At 49.2% G+C, this 17,799-nt stretch carries 16 protein-coding genes and 3 tRNA genes; 12 read left to right on the top strand and 7 right to left on the bottom strand.

From position 1 onward, the window contains the following. Positions 1–42 precede the first annotated feature (42 nt). Positions 43–1,026, bottom strand: coding sequence for a porin (locus B067_RS0112665; RefSeq protein ID WP_019530457.1), 984 nt, complete (start codon positions 1,024–1,026; stop codon positions 43–45). Positions 1,027–1,315: 289 nt separating this feature from the next. Between B067_RS0112665 and B067_RS0112660 the strand changes: the two genes are divergently transcribed. Further along, positions 1,316–1,861: a hypothetical protein gene (locus B067_RS0112660; RefSeq protein WP_019530456.1), complete on the top strand. Its 546-nt coding sequence runs from the start codon at positions 1,316–1,318 to the stop codon at positions 1,859–1,861. A 256-nt stretch (positions 1,862–2,117) separates the two neighbouring features. Here the strand turns inward: B067_RS0112660 and queD are convergent, their stop codons facing one another. Then, positions 2,118–2,474 carry a 6-carboxytetrahydropterin synthase QueD gene (gene queD / locus B067_RS0112655; protein WP_035802227.1) on the bottom strand — a complete coding sequence of 119 codons (357 nt, stop codon included), beginning with the start codon at positions 2,472–2,474 and terminating at the stop codon, positions 2,118–2,120. A 255-nt stretch (positions 2,475–2,729) separates the two neighbouring features. On the opposite strand from queD, the gene B067_RS0112650 reads away from it, so the two are divergent. The 11 genes from B067_RS0112650 to pepN all read left to right on the top strand — a co-directional run bounded on the left by B067_RS0112650 (position 2,730) and on the right by pepN (position 12,668). Then, a tRNA-Val gene (locus B067_RS0112650) sits at positions 2,730–2,805 on the top strand. A gap of 21 nt (positions 2,806–2,826) precedes the next feature. After that, positions 2,827–2,903 (top strand) — tRNA-Asp (locus tag B067_RS0112645). A 107-nt stretch (positions 2,904–3,010) separates the two neighbouring features. After that, positions 3,011–3,086 (top strand) — tRNA-Val (locus B067_RS0112640). Between the two features lie 217 nt (positions 3,087–3,303). Then, positions 3,304–4,713: a hypothetical protein gene (locus B067_RS0112635; RefSeq protein WP_019530454.1), complete on the top strand. Its 1,410-nt coding sequence runs from the start codon at positions 3,304–3,306 to the stop codon at positions 4,711–4,713. 5 nt (positions 4,714–4,718) lie between these two features. Continuing rightward, positions 4,719–5,636 (top strand): 1-aminocyclopropane-1-carboxylate deaminase/D-cysteine desulfhydrase, encoded by a 918-nt coding sequence (locus tag B067_RS20420; RefSeq protein ID WP_019530453.1) that lies wholly within the window; start codon positions 4,719–4,721, stop codon positions 5,634–5,636. Positions 5,637–5,747: 111 nt separating this feature from the next. Next, the gene (locus B067_RS0112625) at positions 5,748–6,794 is read left to right on the top strand and encodes a cyclic nucleotide-binding domain-containing protein (protein WP_019530452.1); all 1,047 of its coding nucleotides are present in this window, start codon (positions 5,748–5,750) and stop codon (positions 6,792–6,794) included. Between the two features lie 64 nt (positions 6,795–6,858). Then, the gene (locus B067_RS0112620) at positions 6,859–7,773 is read left to right on the top strand and encodes an NAD(+) kinase (RefSeq protein ID WP_019530451.1); all 915 of its coding nucleotides are present in this window, start codon (positions 6,859–6,861) and stop codon (positions 7,771–7,773) included. Between the two features lie 24 nt (positions 7,774–7,797). Beyond that, positions 7,798–8,661, top strand: a complete 864-nt coding sequence (locus B067_RS0112615) for a rhomboid family intramembrane serine protease (RefSeq protein ID WP_019530450.1) — start codon at positions 7,798–7,800, stop codon at positions 8,659–8,661. 55 nt (positions 8,662–8,716) lie between these two features. After that, on the top strand, positions 8,717–8,998 hold the full coding sequence (locus tag B067_RS0112610; RefSeq protein ID WP_240472860.1) for a YeaC family protein: 282 nt from the start codon (positions 8,717–8,719) through the stop codon (positions 8,996–8,998). Positions 8,999–9,131: 133 nt separating this feature from the next. Further along, entirely contained in the window at positions 9,132–9,977 is an 846-nt protein-coding gene (locus B067_RS0112605; protein WP_019530448.1) for a DUF2797 domain-containing protein, read from the top strand. A gap of 39 nt (positions 9,978–10,016) precedes the next feature. Continuing rightward, complete coding sequence (gene pepN, locus B067_RS0112600; RefSeq protein WP_026244629.1) at positions 10,017–12,668, top strand: aminopeptidase N; 2,652 nt, start codon at positions 10,017–10,019, stop codon at positions 12,666–12,668. Between the two features lie 86 nt (positions 12,669–12,754). On the opposite strand, the gene B067_RS0112595 is transcribed toward pepN, so the two are convergent. The 5 genes from B067_RS0112595 to B067_RS0112575 form a co-directional block, all read right to left on the bottom strand. After that, positions 12,755–13,696, bottom strand: a complete 942-nt coding sequence (locus B067_RS0112595) for a GGDEF domain-containing protein (RefSeq protein WP_019530446.1) — start codon at positions 13,694–13,696, stop codon at positions 12,755–12,757. Positions 13,697–14,042: 346 nt separating this feature from the next. Further along, entirely contained in the window at positions 14,043–14,795 is a 753-nt protein-coding gene (locus B067_RS0112590) for a YciK family oxidoreductase (RefSeq protein ID WP_019530445.1), read from the bottom strand. A gap of 25 nt (positions 14,796–14,820) precedes the next feature. After that, positions 14,821–15,498 carry an HAD family hydrolase gene (locus tag B067_RS0112585; protein WP_019530444.1) on the bottom strand — a complete coding sequence of 226 codons (678 nt, stop codon included), beginning with the start codon at positions 15,496–15,498 and terminating at the stop codon, positions 14,821–14,823. Beyond that, the gene (gene ubiG / locus B067_RS0112580) at positions 15,495–16,202 is read right to left on the bottom strand and encodes a bifunctional 2-polyprenyl-6-hydroxyphenol methylase/3-demethylubiquinol 3-O-methyltransferase UbiG (RefSeq protein WP_019530443.1); all 708 of its coding nucleotides are present in this window, start codon (positions 16,200–16,202) and stop codon (positions 15,495–15,497) included. Before ubiG ends, B067_RS0112585 begins: the two co-directional genes overlap by 4 nt. Before the next feature lie 39 nt (positions 16,203–16,241). Beyond that, positions 16,242–17,573, bottom strand: a complete 1,332-nt coding sequence (locus tag B067_RS0112575) for a TRZ/ATZ family hydrolase (protein ID WP_019530442.1) — start codon at positions 17,571–17,573, stop codon at positions 16,242–16,244. Positions 17,574–17,799: the final 226 nt, after the last annotated feature.

Genomic DNA, 17,799 nt, shown 5'->3' with positions numbered 1-17,799 from the left:
AAAGGGGCGATAAACGCCCCTATATCATCGTGCGGTATAGGTCTAGAATTTAACTTCTATACCCGCCGATAAAACCGTGTCGTCATAAGTGGTGTCGGTTTCTACATCGGTCTCTATCATTGAGTAGTAGCTATACACTTTAACCTGCTTATTCAGCTTGTAGTCAGCACCAAAGGTGATTTGAGTAAGGTCCGTATCAAAGCTGCCAAAGTCATAGGTGCTCATGCCGTATTGGGCTTTTAATACGATTTTTTTAATGCCGTATTCGCCACTAACGATAAAACCTGTTTGCTCAATATCGCCGTCTGACTCTTCACCATCTTGAAAAATAATACCAGCTTTAGCGACGTCGCTGAGGGTAAAGTCAGCCGCTAGGCGAGTTAAGTCCCAGCCATCGACTTCGCTATCGTTAGCGATAGCTGCGTATAGCAAGTCGCTTTTATAGCTTAAGGCAATAGAGGTGGCATCGGCTAAACCGTCATTGGTTTCATTATCTGAGTTATCAGAATCTTCGCCGGGAATAAAGGCCGCAGAAGCGGTAAAGTTTTCAGCGAATGTAGGTGAGCTGTAAATTACAATATTAGACTCGCGGTTTTCGCCTTCTAATAAAGTTTTGATATCACCTAGTTGTAAATCATTAAAGCGGTCTACCGGCTTGCCTATTAGTTTAGTTGGGGTGTCATGCTTACCACCAATGATAGTACCCCAAGAGCCTTGTAAGCCTACGTAGATGTTGCGTTGTTTGAATTCGTCACCATCAGCATCACCATCATCAATGGCGACTTCGTATTCCATTTTATAAATAGCTTTCAGGTCGTCATTGATTGCAACACTGCCTTTAATGCCTATGCGTGAGGCATTGCTGGTGAGATTCCATTGGTCTTCATCGCCGGTTTCCAAATCCACTTGGTTAAGGCTGAGGTTGGCTTTACCGTATATTGTCATATCGTTTTCAGCTAATGCAGGGCTTGCAATGGCTACGCCACTTAATGCGGCAATGGTTACAGCTAGGTTGCTTATTTTCATTCGTCTCTCCAGATATATCTTTGTCGTTGTAATATAGATCACTAGTAACAGGGCGCGGCTGCTTTTATAAAAAACCGTTTGCTCTGTAATGCTGTGCATTTTGTGACTGTAATGTTGCAAGAATATGACAGTGGCTGGAATTATAGTGTAATTAGTAAATAATCTAGCGATTTAATACCGGTAGCTGCAAGAGGGCTAGTCTTTCATTGTGAGGGGCTAAGACGTAGAATACAGCGTAGTTTGGCTATGCGCGACAGCGTTATACTTATAAAAATAAGACCTGCTTTCTATGAAAAAACCACCTTTTGACATCCTGATCGAACAAGCTTCCGCTCTGTTGAATGTGACTAGGCAGCTCGATTATCGCAAAATCATTGCCCACGACAGTGCTGAAGTTAAAAAGCTACATAGTTTATTAGGCCGCTTACAGGCAGGTGACGCAAGCGCTAGCTTGGAGGCTGAAGAGCTCGTTGCCGAGAGCGGTGATGCCAAGGCCGGCCGGCAAATGGCGATATTAGAACAATTAACCTTGGAGGGTTTCGCCGACAGGCTAGGGCGGGTGTATAACAGCCGTTCTGAGAACCGCTCCATGGAGTTTCGCAAGGTTGCACATCGTAAAAACCTACCCGAGTTCGACATGATAGTGGCGGCAGATTATGCGCCAGGTGCGGGCTCGCACGGCATTATTATTACCCAGCATCATGTTATGTCAGTGTATTTAGCAGCACCCGAAGAGCAAAATGAGTGGGAGATATTAAAGCGTCGCCCCTATGACCGTATGGAGGAAATGGGGGAGTACGTTACTTTATTGTCGGCGGGCTTTGATTTACCGTAGTTTTATCCACAGTATCTGTGGATAAAACTGTGCACAACTTGTTTGCTTAATGCTGGCGGGCCTATAGGGCCTAGCATGTTAAGCATTGCTGTTTTTTTGCTCTTTCACATGTTTTTCTATATTAATCAATGAGTTAGTGCTTTTAGTTAAAGCGCATCATTATTATTTGGCTGCTTTTATCCCCAGCCTGCGCGGCGTCTTTTCCTTTGTGAGTAAAATTCCCGGCTTGTTTTCGGCTAATTGCTGCGCAGAGGCTTTATTGGCCTCGGTATATGCAACCGCTGGTGCAGGTTTCTTTGATGTATACCTGGCTTAAAATGGGCAGTGTGGGCTTGAGCTTATGCCATATCCACTGGGCCAGTATTTCACTGGTGGGATTTTCTAAACCTTCTATGTCATTGAGGTAGTTGTGGTCCAATTGCTCATACAAAGGTTTGAAGTGTTGTTTGAGTTCAGAAAAGTCCATCACCCAGCCGGTGTGTGGGTTTATGTCATCTTCCACATATATACGCACGATAAAAGAGTGGCCGTGCAAGCGCCCACATTTGTGGCCTACTTCAACATGAGGGAGTAGGTGAGCTGCTTCAAAAGTAAATTCTTTGTAGATTTCCATAGGTATAAAACTATCTAAGTGTGAATGCGGCGCCATAATAAAGGCCTAGAAAGAGACTGTATATCGAATTTTAAAATCCATACAGTAGGGCAGCTTATTGGCTGGCTAATTGCCGTGCAATGTGCCGTTTTATCCATCAGTTTTTGTATGCAAAACAAGCAATTAGCTTTAATTCACGAAAAAATATAAAAAATCCTAATACCCGTTTGACAAGCAAAGTGTTTACTGTAGAATGCGCCCCACGTTCGAAGCAGAGGGTGATTAGCTCAGCTGGGAGAGCATCGCCCTTACAAGGCGAGGGTCGGCGGTTCGATCCCGTCATCACCCACCATTCGAATGTAAAGTATTGCAAGGACCGGTAGTTCAGCTGGTTAGAATGCCGGCCTGTCACGCCGGAGGTCGCGGGTTCGAGTCCCGTCCGGTCCGCCAATGCAATAGAAGAAAGCCACCTGAGAGGTGGTTTTTTTATGTCTAGGAAAAGTAACCGAAATGAAGGGTTTACCTTTATTAGGTGTATGCGACAGACGCTTGAAGCGGGGTGATTAGCTCAGCTGGGAGAGCATCGCCCTTACAAGGCGAGGGTCGGCGGTTCGATCCCGTCATCACCCACCATTCGCTATAGCGTAGCAACCAAGAAAGTCGCAAAAAAGCCACCCACGAGGTGGTTTTTTTATGTCTGTCATTTGTCTATAGAGTCTTTTTTTGCGGTGAATCTTTATTACTAATGATTTGCTACTGCCATCTTCATTTAGCAATCTGCTCAATAAGTCACAGTAAATGCTGCTGTGCGCATTAAACTAGGCGGAAATGGCTGGTCGGGCGGCGTGTTATGCCGTTATTATTGCTGCTTAATAATAAGACTGCTATTACGGATGAGTGGGCGAGAGCGGGTATGACTACAGAAGCGATTATTTTCTTGGCAGATAATCATGTGACTAAGGAGATGTTATATCCTGAGTTTGAGGCGGTACTCGATAGGGTGGTGGGCATATCCGAGTTTGCTGGCCAGCAAGTGCCGGCGGTATACCTGCGTATAGATACCCAGCTGAATGTCACTGCAGCAGTTTTTTTTAGGCTGGGCTTTGATAGCAAAGGTAATGCCGATAACAGTTGGAATATTCCTTTACAGCATTTGGCCGATAAAGGTGCCAGAGGGCCAGATTTAGGTGCCGGCGCGATAAAGCTTTCCTGCCGCAGCCAGTGTGCGGTTTCCTGGCATCAGCGTGAGCTGTGGGACCCGGTGACTGATAGCAAGCCCACTACTTTTGAAAAAATTGCTGCCTTATTAAAGCGCAATCGTTTGGGTTTAACCGTAATCGAGCCGGAGCCTGTTGTGCAGGCACCGCAAAACATCCCCGTTTTATCCGAGCAGTTCTCCGCCGGCCAAGCTGCGCCTGCCAATGACGCTGTGCGTAAGCAGTTACAAGATGATTTTAAGCAGCGCCAAGCGACTCTGTTAGACGAACAAAAACTGCGTATAGCCACGCTTAAGTCTGAAGCTAGGGAGCATGTAGAAAAGCTGCATAGACACTACCGTTCCGAGGCGGCGGCATTAACGCTGAAAAATAGCGAGGCCTTACAGGCGCTGGCAAACGAAAAAAGTGTTAGTCGCCGTTATAAAGAAACCCTAGAAGCTCAAGCCCAGAACCTGCATGACGAGCGCGAACAGTTTCAGCAGAATGTGACGGCAGCCAAAAATATAGAGACCCAGCAGGTGGTAGCACTGGAGCAAAAATTTGCCGAGGAGTTGCGCGCCACTGTCGACACGGCTACCGCCGAGCTCAAAGAAATGCTGGAAATGCGCGAAGTGGAATTATTTTATCGCGAAGAGCAGCTGGGTAGCCTGCGTGAGGAAATTAGCCAATTACGCACCGAAAGGCAGGCTCTGCTTAGTGATGGTGGCGATAAATTATTATCCCGATTAGCGCAGGCAGGTATTACCTTTGTGGCTTATCAGCCGGGGCTGGATCACCTGTCAGTGCCGCAGTTAGATTTATTTGCTTACTTAGAATCCCCCTCCGGCTATGTCGCGGAGCGCTACGGGGTGGATCAGTCCTTATACGAGCAGTGGCTAGCCCATTATCAGTTGCCGGTTTGTCGCCATAAGGTGGATGACTCGGTGTGCGGTGAGCCCATTACTAAAGTTGAACGCCCTGCAGATTTTATTCCCAATGACAGTGACCGCTGTTCGCAGCATGACTTTGCTGCCTTGCATGCCGACAAAAAAGAACAGGCTTAGTTTTTATGTTAAGTCCTGCGCAAGCCTACGCGGCGGTTGAACCCATAGCTTACCCGCCTTGGCAGGATAGCCAGGTGGCGGTATCGGTATTGCGGCTAGATCAATTCTTCCCACAGCTATCGGGGAATAAATATTTTAAGCTCAAGCATAATCTTGCCTATGCCCAGGCGCAGGGTTATAGCCGGGTACTGAGTTTTGGTGGTGCCTACTCTAACCATATTCATGCCCTAGCCTATGCGGCCAAAGAGTGTGGTATGGAGGCGCTGGGGGTTGTTCGTGGTGAGGAGAGTGCAGCCAATAACCCTACCTTAACGGATGCGCAAACTTGGGGTATGGCGTTACAGTTTGTGAGTCGTAGTGATTATAAGCGTCGCGTGGATGAGGATTATCTACAGGGCTTACGGCAGCAATACCCCGATGCGTGGATTATTCCCGAAGGTGGCAGCAATGCCTTAGGGGTACAGGGCTGTGTCGAAATAGCGGAACATATACAGCAGGGCTTAGGCGACGGCTACGATACCGTTATGCTGCCCTGTGGCACCGGCGCAACACTGGCCGGTGTGGTGTTAGGTTTGCCGCCCAGTAAGCAGGTGTTGGGGGTGGCGGTGTTGAAGGGCGAGGGCTATTTAGAGGCGGAAGTGCAGGCGCATCTAGCTGCAGCGGCCACTACGCCTCATGGCCAGTGGCAGTTGTTACACGATTATCACTGTGGCGGCTATGCCAAGTGTGATCGTGCCTTGGCGCAGTTTATTGAGGGTTTTCCGCTGGCGCTGGAGCCGGTCTATAGCGGCAAACTTTTTTTTGCCTTGGATGCTATGATTCGTTCAGGGGATATTGCCCCGGGCAGCCGTATGGTTGCTATACACACGGGTGGTATGCAGGGCTTGCGAGGTATGCAGCCGCTAATGGAAAAATACCTATAGGTGGCCTTCTTACTAGGAGCAGCTTCTAACAGGCAGCTTTGCCACAGTTTGCTACGCTGTAAGAGTGTGCAGTAGTCGCTCCCTAGCGTATAAAAGAGACAATAATAAGCTATGAACAATATTGAACATTTTGATAAGCGTCATCTAAACACCCTAGTGCCGGTTAATGCCTTAACCCTGGATCACCTAGATACCCTGTTGCGTGAGTGCTCTATAGAGGTGATATGCAAAGGGCAGGCGCTTTTTGCCGAGGGTGATTACGATAATAACCATGTGTATTTATTAAGCGGTTCGGTTTCTATTTGGGCGGGCAAAGAAAAGCTGCGCAGCCTAGCTGCCGATGAGCCCGAGTGCCGTTTTCCGCTGTTGCATTATCAGCCTCGCCGCGAAACAGTGCTGGCTGAGCAAGATTGCCACCTGATACGTTTTAATAACGACCGCTTAGATGGCATGATTGCCTGGGATCAAGCCTGTCATTATATTACCCTTAGCGTCTCCTCTGACCGCGGCTTAGATGAAGACGCGCAGTGGATGACCACACTATTAAAATCCAATTTATTTTATAAAGTGCCGCCCATGAACATCGGGCAAATCCTCAACAAATTTGAGCCCTGTTATTTTTCGGCAGGCGATACGGTGATACGCCAAGGTGAAGTGGGTGATTGTTGCTACGTTATTAAGGAGGGTGTGGTTAAGGTGCTACAGTCCGCCGATGGTCGGCAAGCTCCGGTACAGGTTAATGAGTTAGGCGAGGGTCTGTGCTTTGGTGAGGATGCACTGGTCAATGATGCGGTGAGAAATGCCTCCATTATTATGGCTAGCAATGGCGTACTGATGCGCCTAGATAAAAAAGATTTTCACATCTTGCTGAAAATGCCGCAGGTGCAGCGAGTCAGTTTTAGTCAGGCTAAGTTAGAAGAGCAGGCGGTATGGGTGGATGTGCGTACTCAGGATGAATACGAAAACGGCCATATAGAAGGTGCGTTAAATATGCCGCTCAATATACTCAAGTTAAAGTCCCGTATGCTCGATAAAGAGACATTGCATATTGTCTACTGTAATAGTGGTAGGCGCAGTGATGCGGCAGCACATTTTTTAATGGATGAAGGTATTGAGGTACTGTCGTTAAGTGGCGGCTTCGAACACGCCGCTAGTTAGCGCGTGAAAATACATTCTGTGCCCCCTAGTGGTAAGATGGTGCTACGGGCATTGTTTTTATACAATGCCCGCCTATTATCTTATTGGCGTTATCAGTGTTATGCATCATTTTCAAAATATAGGCATTACCGGCAGGGATGGCGAAGGTGTACCTGAGTCTTTAAAGGTGCTCACTGATTTTTTAGTAGCCAATCAGTTAACCGTGATACTTTCTAGGCAAATCGCAGGCTTGTTCCCCAATAAAAATTTACAAATCAGCAGTAATGAAGAGTTGGGCGAGAGCTGCGATTTAATTATTGTGGTGGGCGGTGATGGCAGTTTGCTCGGTGCCGCCAGAATGTTGGCCAAATACGGTGTGCCGGTGTTGGGTGTAAACCGTGGTCGCCTAGGTTTTTTAACTGATATTAAGCCTGACGAAATCGAAGCCTCGGTTACTGAAGTGCTAAAAGGCAACTACAGCGTAGAAAAGCGTTTTTTACTGGACGTGGTGGTTATGCGTAACGGTAAAGTGATAGGCCAAGGTGATGCGCTCAATGATGTGGTGGTCAACTCGGGCACTTCGGCGCGGATGATAGAGTTTGACTTGGCTATAGAGAATGACTTTGTTTACAACCAGCGTTCAGACGGCTTAATTGTCTGCACGCCTACCGGATCCACCGCCTATTCTCTGTCTGGAGGCGGGCCTATCATGCACCCCAGCTTAGACGCTATAGGCATAGTGCCTATGTTCCCCCATACCTTAAGCAGCCGCCCTATAGTGGTGGATGGCAATAGTGAAATTAAAATCACCATACATGGCAGCAATCAAATACATCCGCCGGTCACCTGCGATGGTCAAGTGACCATAACCGCCAGCCCCGGCGACTGTGTTCATATACGTAAAAAGTCGCATAAGCTGATTCTTATTCATCCGCCGGGCCATAGCTTTTATGCTTCTTGTCGGGGCAAATTAGGCTGGAGTACACGCTTGGGCGATTAGCCTTAGTGGTGGTTGGGAGTTGTTATGGCGGAGTATGTAGTAATAGCGGTGGAGCTCAGTGAAGACTTGGCTGAGTTCAGTCGTCTGCTGTGGCAGCAAAAACTGCGGCACCGCATCGTGGTGCAAGAGGATAAGCAACTTCTGCTAGTGGCTAGTGAACAGGATGCCCAGCAGGTGGCACTAGCGTATAAATCCCTGCAAGAGGGGCCGTTGCAATGGCCGGAGTCAAAGCCGCTTTCCAGCAGCAAGCCTGCACCTTCTCCCTGGCGTTGTTTTTTGCGTTTACCCGTCACCTTAATTTTTATTGTGCTCAGTGTGCTGGGTTATTTACTGGTGCGCTTTGATGCGCAGTTGGGGCTGGCGGCAGAGTTAACCTTTTTTACTGTGGTCCGCGAAGGCGCAAGCTACAACCTGATCTTGTCTAAGCAGGAGTTATGGCGGGTATTAACCCCGATTTTTCTGCATTTTTCCCTGCTACACGTGGTTTTTAATACGCTGTGGCTGTGGGATTTAGGGCGTAGGGTTGAATATATACAGGGCAGCACCAAGTTATTGGGCTTGATATTATTGGTGGCGCTGGGCTCAAACCTAGCGCAGGCCATGGTTGCCGGGGCAGCTATTTTTGGTGGTATGTCGGGGGTGATTTACGGCCTACTAGGCTACGGCTGGCTGTGGAGTGTACTAGTGCCGCACAAGAGTATGCATATTCCCAACGCCATTGTAGTCTTTATGTTGGTATGGCTAGTGCTATGCCTCATGGGCTTCACTCGTTTGTTGGGCTTGGGCGAAGTGGCCAATGCCGCCCATGTGGGAGGCTTGTTAATGGGCTTGTTGATAGCAGGTGCCGCGGCATTTATAGATCGTCGCAGTAACAGTAGCAAGCCATAGCCGCTGATAGGGTGGTATAATCCCGCGCTGTTATAGATGCAATGTGGTAATTCCAATGACGAAGCAAACCATGGGCTACGATGAGCTTGTCGCCCAACTCACTCCCGATGTTTATCAAAATTTTAAACGTGCCATAGAAATAGGCAAATGGCCTGATGGCCAGCTTGTCAGTGCCGAGCAAAAAACCCACTGCATGGCGGCGGTTATTGCCTATGAGCAAAAGCATGTCAGCGCAGAGCAGCGCGTAGGTTACATAGACCGAGGCAGCAAAGCTGAGGGCGAGCAGTGTGACGACCAGCCCGACCCGCTAGCCATTGAGCCTCTTAAGTGGCAATAAAGTAAGTGGCAATAAAGTAAATGGCAGTGAAGTAAGTGGCAGCAAAGTAAGTGACAGTAAACTTGTAGCAGTATGCCCGTAGAAGTAAGTCCGTAGTCATCAATAACGAATAACATCACTCAGGAGAAGTCGGTTGCCAGAACTCATAGCCGAGGGCGCTTTGCGCAAAATGCAAACCTCATTACAGCAAGTCGATGGTCAACCTATGGTGGCCTATACCCTAGCCATAGGTGATCACGCTATAGACATGAATGCGCTGGTGGGTAAGCACATCAGCCTACAGTACGAGGGCGGTATTTTTTGCCAGCACTGTGGTCGTAAATCTAATAAGAGTTTTAGCCAAGGCTTTTGCTATCCCTGTTTTAAAAAGCTAGCGCAATGTGACACCTGCATTATGAGCCCCGAAAAATGCCATTACTTTGCCGGCACCTGTCGCGAGCCAGAGTGGGGTGAGGCCCATTGTATGCAGGATCACTATGTGTACTTAGCCAACTCTACTGGCGTGAAAGTGGGCATTACCCGTGGCAATCAAATCCCCACCCGCTGGATGGATCAAGGTGCGATACAGGCCTTACCCATATTCAGAGTGTCTAATCGCCTGCAATCGGGGCTGGTAGAGGTGGTGTTTAAAGATCATGTGGCTGATAAAACCAATTGGCGCAAAATGCTCAAAGGCGAGGTAGAGCCGCTAGATTTAATCGCCAAGCGCGATCAGCTCTTTGCTGAATGCCAAGGGCAAATCAATGAACTGCAACAGCAACACGGGGTGCAAGCGATACAGATGCTTAGCGATGCCGAGCTGGTAGACATAGACTACCCTGTACAAACCTACCCAACAAAAATCACTTCCTTGAATTTAGATAAAACCGCTACCGTAGAGGGCGTGTTACAAGGTATTAAAGGCCAATATTTAATATTAGATAGCGGCGTGATTAATATACGAAAATTTACTGCCTATCAAATTCAATTGTTTGCTTAAGCTAAGCTGGCCAGCTTAGCTTACATCGTGGAGCCTAGTATGCGTGATTCACAACCCAAAACTATTTTTTTAAAAGATTATCAAGTCCCCGAGTTTTTAATTGACCACAGTGACTTGCATTTTACTTTAGCTGCCGAGGAGACTACGGTACGCTCGCGGCTAAGTATGCGCCGCAATGCCGAATCCACTGTGCAGGATGCTAGCTTAGTGCTACACGGCCAGGATATGCGCTTGCAGTCGGTGTCTGTTGATGGGCTAGCGTTAGCGCCAGAGGCTTATAAGGTCGATGAAGAGACGCTAACGCTATTTACCGTTCCCGATAAATTTACGTTGGAATGTGTTACCGAAATCAAACCACAGCAGAATACCTCTTTAGAAGGCCTGTACCGCTCATCCAAAATGTATTGCACCCAGTGTGAGGCTGAAGGTTTTCGCAAAATTACTTACTACCTAGACAGACCTGATGTCATGTCCTTGTTTACCACCACCATAGTGGCGGATAAAACTAGCTACCCGGTGTTGTTATCTAACGGTAATAATGTGGCCTCGGGTGAAAACAGCGATGGCAGCCATTGGGTAACCTGGGAAGATCCCTTTAAAAAACCCGCCTATTTATTTGCGCTGGTAGCTGGTGACTTAGCATTTATAGAAGATAGCTTCACCACCTGTAGCGGTAAAGACGTGACGCTGCGCATTTTTGTTGAAGCCAAAGATCTGGATAAATGCGATCACGCCATGCAGTCGTTAAAACGCTCTATGTTGTGGGACGAAGAAACTTTTGGTCGCGAATACGATTTATCTATTTTCAATATCGTTGCGGTAGATGACTTTAATATGGGGGCCATGGAAAACAAAAGCCTCAATATTTTTAATACCTCCTGTGTGTTAGCTAAACCCGAAACCACTACCGATGCCACCTTTCAGCGGGTAGAGGCGATAGTCGCCCACGAATATTTTCACAATTGGAGCGGCAACCGGGTTACCTGTAGAGATTGGTTTCAGCTGAGTTTAAAAGAAGGCTTCACTGTTTATAGAGATGCCGAGTTTTCCTCCGAGATGGGTTCACGCACCGTCAAGCGGGTAGAGGATGTTAATTTTTTACGCACCGTACAGTTTGCCGAAGATGGCGGCCCCATGGCGCATCCCATACGCCCTGAATCTTTTATGGAAATTTCTAATTTTTATACCGTTACCGTGTATGAAAAAGGCGCTGAAATTGTCCGCATGATTGCTCACCTATTGGGTGATGCGCTGTTTAGAAAAGGCAGTGATTTATATTTTGATCGCCACGATGGCCAAGCAGTCACCTGTGAAGATTTTGTTAAGGCCATGGAAGATGCCAGCGGCAAAGATTTAAGTCAGTTTAGGTGTTGGTATTCGCAAGCGGGCACGCCGCAGTTACATGTTACGGGCGAGTATTCAGCAGAACATAGCCGCTACACCTTAACCGTTAAACAGTATTACAAAGCGGCGCAGCAACACAATCAACCGGTTCATATACCGCTGGCCATGGCATTGCTGGGCGAAGCGGGCGCTTTGCGTTTGCAGTTACAGGGTGCTGCACCTAACCCCGATACCGCTGACAACACCGAGCTGGTGTTGGATGTGACCGAGGCTGAGCAACAGTTTGTATTTGAAAACATACCCGAGCAACCGGTGCCTAGTTTGCTGCGTGGTTTTTCCGCACCGGTGCAGCTGCAGTTTGCCTACAGCCGCGATGAGTTAATGTTTTTAGTGAGCAACGATAGCGATGGTTTTTGTCGCTGGGATGCCTGCCAGCAGTTGGGGGTGTTAGCGCTAAAAGATATGATTGCCGCCCATCAGGCTGGTGAAGATATGCAATTAGACCACCGCTTGATTACCGCCTATGAGCACTTGCTCACTGATGAGTCGTTAGATAAATCGATGGTGGCGCTAATGTTAAGCCTGCCCTCTGAGGCTTATATGGCTAGCATTATGGAAAAGGCCGACGTGCAAGCTATACACGTGGCCCGCATGACTGCCAGAGTTGAAATTGCCGAGCAGTTGCAAGAGCTACTGTGGGATAGTTATAACGCTAATGTGCTAACCGTGGCTTACCAAGCTGATGAGCAACAAATTGCCGCGCGTAGTCTTAAAAATACGGCCTTACATTATTTAATGCTGTTGGAAAATGAACAGGTGTTAAATTTATGTTTGACACAATACCAGCAAGCACAAAATATGACAGACAGCATGGCCGCTTTAGCCGCCTTGGTGAACAGCTCATTTGAACAACAAAAACAAAACGCTTTAGCCGATTTCTACCAGCGCTGGCAGGCTGAGGCCTTGGTGGTTAACCAATGGTTATCGGTGCAAGCAGGTTGTTACTTGGCAGGTACACTGGATAGGGTGCAGGCCTTAATGGCGCACCAGGCCTTTGATATTAAAAACCCCAATAAAGTACGTTCAGTGATAGGGGCCTTTACCGCTAACGCAGTCAATTTCCATCAAACGGATGGCAGTGGTTACCAGTTTTTGGCGGATCAAATCATTATCCTCAATACCTTAAATCCACAAATTGCCGCGCGCTTATTGGGGCCGCTCACTAAGTGGAAACAGTATAAAAATGACAGTGCAGCGCTAATGCGTGACGCTTTGCAGCGCATTATGGGAGAGGAAAAACTATCCAAAGATGTCTACGAAGTGGTATCGAAAAGCTTGCAGGCATAAGTTGCTGTTGCCCGCTTGCGCTGTGATGGTTTCGTTGTAGTTGCAGATGTAGTTGTACGAGTTAGTAGGGCTAAAGATTAACCCTACTAACTATCAACGGATACCACGATATTACGGCCTTGTTGTTTGGCTTTATACATTGCTTTGTCGGCGCGATTGAATAGCTCGAAGGTTTTGTCTTGGCTTTGTAGGGTGGCCGCGCCTATGCTGACGGTGACTTTCATTGTCAGCTCTTCATGCGCAAAAATAGTTTCGGCAACGCTGCTGCGTATGCGTTCGGCTATCTGCAGGCAACCATGGCTGTTGGTTTGGTTTAACAGTAATACAAATTCTTCGCCGCCATAACGATAGCAAGTGTCTGTTTCGCGGCAGCACTCGCTAAGCGTGTGGGCTAGGCCTGCTATGACTACATCACCAGCAGAGTGGCCGTATTTATCATTAATCTGTTTAAAGAAATCAATATCCAGTACTAATAGTGAGAAAGGGTGCTGGTGTCTTTTGGCTAAGCTTACTTCTCTTTCCAGTGCCGTTTCTAAGGCGGCGCGATTGCCTATTTGGGTTAGCGAATCTTTCAGTGCTGCTGAGACAGCTTCTTTATAGAGCAGGGCGTTGCGTATGGGGCACACTAGGCTGCTGATCAGTGCTTCTATAAAGGTGAGTTCGTGGCTATTGAATGGTTTGCTGCGGGTTAAGATTAAATCCCCTAGGCGGCTGCTATTAATTTGCAGGCTGTAATGGCAACTGTGTTGGCGGCTGCTGCCGTAATCTAACACGATACAGCTGTCCTCATTGCGATAACCTAAGCTGTCCACGGCTAAGTGTTGCTGCACTTCGCTGTGGAATAGGTGCAGTATTTTTTCCAGCTCTAGGCTGGTTTGTAGTAACTGGCTGATGTGCAGTTGCAGGTCTTGGCTAGACAAAACGTCGCGGCCGGGGTGCTGTGGCTCATGCAGTGAGCCAACAGCGCCCTCAAAGATAAAGTTCTCTGTTATGAGTTTGCCAGGCTGGCGTTGTAGGGTGTTTGCCATGGGGTTAGCGCCTTTGATTCATTGCATCTGCCTGCAGCGCTTCCATTCCGCTTTTATAGGCTTTGTGTTGAATAAGCGAAAACCATGCCAATTGCTCTCTATTATCGTAACTTATTGAAATTGTTTGAGTTGTTGAGCGAGGGCTTAGTGCGATGACGGTATTTTGGCGGTCAATGCGGCAATGCCATCCCTGCCGTTAGCCAATTTGCTGCCGCTAGAGTTTGCCGCTGGGCTGAGGGCTGGGAGTTTGAGTGCTAAGGGCAATGCGAGGAGGCGGGCAAGGTGAGGGGTCAGGTCCGAAAATAGGAAGGGGCCCAGCTAGGCAATGTTGCCGGGCTGTTTAGGACTAACCTTGGGCGTTGATAATCTGGCCGTTAAGTTCGGCGCTGTCGGCACCCATTAAATACAGGTAGCTAGGCATAATGGCTTCGGGCTCGGGGTTGTTGGTGGGCTGCTCGGCGGGGTAGGCGCTGCGGCGCATATCGGTGTTGGTGGCGCCGGGGTTGATGGCGTTTACCCGGATATTACTGGTGTTAGCCAGCTCGTCGGCCAGCACTTGCATCAAACCCATGGTGGCAAATTTCGATACCGCATAAGGACCCCAATAGGCGCGGCCTTGTTGCCCCACACCCGATGAGGTGAAAATAAGCGAGGCGCTATCGCTGGCTTCTAGCAGTGGTAGCAGGGCTTTGGTAAGCATGAACTCAGCGTTGACATTAACCTGCATCACCTCCTGCCAGATATCAACATTGCTCTGTGCTATGGGCTTGCGATCGCCTAATACGCTAGCGTTGTGCAGTAGGCCATCTAAGCGGCCGAAGTTTTGCGCTAGGCTATCGTGCATGTCTTGGTAGTCGCTCATAGTTGCACCTTTGAGGTCCAGCGGATAAATCGCCGGCTGCGGGTAGCCTGCTTGCTCTATCTCATCGTATACCGCCTCCAGCTTGGCGATGGTTTTACCTAATAAAATTACCGTGGCACCGTGGTGGGCAAAACTGAGGGCAGCGCTGCGGCCTATGCCGGCACCAGCACCGGTGACTAGGATTATGCGATCTTTAAGTAGTTGTGCGGGGGCTTGGTAGTGTTGGGCGGTGTTCATGAGGGTCTCTTGTAGTCTGGCGGTTTTATAGTGAGAACAGTTGTTTGTTTTGCAGCAGTGGCAGCAGTTCGCTGGCGTGTTCGACTAAGTAATTGGCACCCCAGCTGTGGGCAGGGTCGCTGTGGTCTATATAGCCGTAGTTGGCGGCCACGGTTTGCATGCCTGCGCGCTGGCCTGCTTCTATGTCGCGGCGGTGGTCGCCCACATAAAGGCTGCTGGCGGGGGTTATATTGAGTTGCTGGCAGGCTAAAAATAAGGGCTCGGGGTCGGGTTTGGTGGCGCTAACATCGTCGGGGCAAACCACGGTGCCGCAGCGTTGCGCTAGTTGCAGCTGGGCTAATAATAGCTCGGTGTATAACCGGGGTTTGTTGGTGACTATACCCCAATGTATGTTTTCGCTTTCCAGCCAGTTGAGTACGTTTTCCATGCCGTCAAAGAAGGTGGTTTTTACCGCGATATGATCTATGTATAGCGCCAGCAGCTCGTTGCGTAGGCTTTCAAAATGCGGTGCATCGGGCTCTACCCCCGAGATCAAGGTGATTAGCGCACGCGAGCCGTGGGATACCGTGTTGCGCACACTGGCGTAATCCTGTTGCGGCCAGCCATGGCGCTGGCACAGCTGATTAACCACCACAAAAAAATCCGGGGCGGTGTCTAGTAAGGTGCCATCTAGGTCAAACAGTACGGCTTGTAGTTGTATCATTCTGCTAAGGGCTTGCGGGTGTGTACTAAGTAGTTAACATCTACGTCGCCGTCTTTTAAGCGATACTGCTTAGTGATGGGGTTGTAGACCATGCCTGTCATATGCTCTAAGTGTAAACCCGCCTCGCGTATGGCGCTGGCCAGCTCTGAGGGTTTAATAAATTTGGCGTAATCGTGAGTGCCTTTAGGTAGCAGTTTAAGCAGATACTCGGCACCGATAATGCTAAACAAATATGACTTGGGGTTGCGGTTGAGAGTAGAGAAATAGATATGGCCGCCGGGCTTGCATAGTTGGGCGCAGGCTTTGATGACCGAGCTGGGATCGGGTACGTGCTCCAGCATTTCTAGGCAGGTGACGACATCAAAGCTGGCGGGGTGTTGTTCGGCCATTTCTTCGGCAGTGCATTGTTGGTAGTCAATAGTCACTTGGCTTTCTAAGGCGTGCAGCTTGGCTACCGCTAGCGGGGCTGCGCCCATATCGATGCCGGTCACTATGGCGCCGCGTTGGGCCATGGCTTCGCTTAAGATGCCGCCGCCGCAACCGACATCTATAAGGGTGCGCTGGGCTACCGGTGAACGCTCATCTATATAGTTGGCGCGCAGCGGGTTGATTTCGTGCAGTGGCTTGAACTCGCTGTTTCTATCCCACCAGCGGCTGGCTAAGGCTTCAAATTTGGCAATTTCCTGTGGGTCTACGTTGCTCACGCTGTGCTCTCTTATTCGTTGTGCCGCTGCAGTTTAGTGCTATGCGGGTTGAATTTTATCACGCCACTGCTGGGCTTTTTGTGCCAGTTGGGTGAGGTTTATCTGGGTGGGCTGGCGATTATGCAATACCTGGGTGCCCGCTATCCAGCTGTGTTTAACATTGCCGGCGCTATGGGTGTAAACCAGCTGCGAGATGGGTTGGTAGATAGGCTGCTGCTCTATATTACTCATGTCTATGGCGATAAGGTCGGCTTGTTTACCTATTTCTAAGCTGCCAATTTTATGGTCTAGCCCCAGTGCTTTGGCACCAGCCAAGGTGGCCATTTCCAGTGCCTGCCAATCGCCCAGTGCGGCAGCATTGCCGCTGGTAGCTTTGGCTAATAACGCGGCGATGTGCATTTCGCTGAACAAATCTAAGTTGTTATTACTGGCGGCGCCATCAGTGCCCAAGGCGACATTAATATCTAGTTCCAATAATTGCTGGGTGGGGCAAAAGCCGCTGGCCAGCTTTAAGTTGGAGGCGGGGCAGTGCACCACGTGGGCGCCGCTTAGGCGCACTAACTCTATGTCGGCGTCGTTTAAAACCGTCATGTGTACCAGCTGGGTGCTAGGGCCTAGCAGGCCTAGGCGGTTAAGCCTAGCCAGCGGGCGTTCGCCATCCTTGTTGATGGCGTCGGTCACTTCCTGCTGGGTTTCGTGGCAATGTATTTGTATGCCTATATCTAGCTCGGCTGCCAAGGCGGCTATGCGCGACATAGGCTGGTCGCTCACGGTATAGGGGGCGTGGGGGCCAAAGGCGAAATTCAGTAGTGGCTGGTGCTGCCATTTCTCGCGGGCAGCTAGGCCTTTACTGATGTAGTCATCGGCATCGCTGCCCCAGGTGCTGGCAAAGTCCAATACGGGAAAGCAAAACTGGGCGCGTATGCCGCTGTCTTGCACCGCTTCGGCGGCGGCATCGGGGAAGAAATACATGTCGCTGTAGCAGGTGGTGCCCGAGCGCAGCATTTCGGCTATGGCCAATAGTGAGCCATCTTTAACAAATTCAGCATCTACCCATTGCGCTTCGGCAGGCCAGATGTGGTTTTGTAGCCAGTTGTGCAAGTCTTGATCGTCGGCCATGCCGCGAAACAGGCTCATGGCGGCGTGGCCGTGGGCGTTCACTAGGCCGGGCATGAGTAGTTGTTGTGCTAGCTCATGGGTGTTGGCGCTGCAATATTGTTGCTTGGCTAGTTTGGTGGGTAATAGGTCGACAATAACGCCATCTTTTATTGCGATGCTGTGATGTTTTAGCTGGGTGTTGGCGGGGCGTATGGGGATAATCCACTCCGCGTGTATTAAGCTGTCGACGGTTTGCGGGCTGTTGCTGTTCATTAAATAAGCGATTTCTGTTGGGTTACCAGTGAGCGATTTTGCAGCGGCCGGTCGCCCTGCAAACGAATGCTCGCGAGTATAACGGTATTTAAAGCTAAAGGTGTACTGCTGGGGCTAAAACTCTAATGCTGGTAGCGGTTTAGGGCTTAGACAAAAGCGATTAAGAGCTGTGGGTTTACTGGGGTTTTATGGTATGATTTCGCCTTTGTGTAAGGGGGCCTAGCCC

It is taken from the genome of Dasania marina DSM 21967, assembly GCF_000373485.1.
In the GTDB taxonomy this organism is placed as follows: domain Bacteria; phylum Pseudomonadota; class Gammaproteobacteria; order Pseudomonadales; family Dasaniaceae; genus Dasania; species Dasania marina.
The sequence above is the reverse complement of the archived record's forward strand: the minus strand, read 5'-3'. Positions and strand labels throughout refer to the sequence as shown.

Bases quoted from the DNA above. Each gene is read 5' to 3' on its own strand.
- B067_RS0112620 (WP_019530451.1), top strand. From the start codon at position 6,859: ATGCCCGCCTATTATCTTATTGGCGTTATCAGTGTTATGCATCATTTT.
- B067_RS0112585 (WP_019530444.1), bottom strand. From the start codon at position 15,498: ATGATACAACTACAAGCCGTACTGTTTGACCTAGATGGCACCTTACTA.
- queD (WP_035802227.1), bottom strand. From the start codon at position 2,474: ATGGAAATCTACAAAGAATTTACTTTTGAAGCAGCTCACCTACTCCCT.
- pepN (WP_026244629.1), top strand. From the start codon at position 10,017: ATGCGTGATTCACAACCCAAAACTATTTTTTTAAAAGATTATCAAGTC.
- B067_RS0112635 (WP_019530454.1), top strand. From the start codon at position 3,304: ATGCCGTTATTATTGCTGCTTAATAATAAGACTGCTATTACGGATGAG.
- B067_RS0112615 (WP_019530450.1), top strand. From the start codon at position 7,798: ATGGCGGAGTATGTAGTAATAGCGGTGGAGCTCAGTGAAGACTTGGCT.
- B067_RS20420 (WP_019530453.1), top strand. From the start codon at position 4,719: ATGTTAAGTCCTGCGCAAGCCTACGCGGCGGTTGAACCCATAGCTTAC.
- B067_RS0112665 (WP_019530457.1), bottom strand. From the start codon at position 1,026: ATGAAAATAAGCAACCTAGCTGTAACCATTGCCGCATTAAGTGGCGTA.
- B067_RS0112595 (WP_019530446.1), bottom strand. From the start codon at position 13,696: ATGGCAAACACCCTACAACGCCAGCCTGGCAAACTCATAACAGAGAAC.
- B067_RS0112590 (WP_019530445.1), bottom strand. From the start codon at position 14,795: ATGAACACCGCCCAACACTACCAAGCCCCCGCACAACTACTTAAAGAT.
- B067_RS0112610 (WP_240472860.1), top strand. From the start codon at position 8,717: ATGACGAAGCAAACCATGGGCTACGATGAGCTTGTCGCCCAACTCACT.
- B067_RS0112660 (WP_019530456.1), top strand. From the start codon at position 1,316: ATGAAAAAACCACCTTTTGACATCCTGATCGAACAAGCTTCCGCTCTG.
- B067_RS0112625 (WP_019530452.1), top strand. From the start codon at position 5,748: ATGAACAATATTGAACATTTTGATAAGCGTCATCTAAACACCCTAGTG.
- B067_RS0112575 (WP_019530442.1), bottom strand. From the start codon at position 17,573: ATGAACAGCAACAGCCCGCAAACCGTCGACAGCTTAATACACGCGGAG.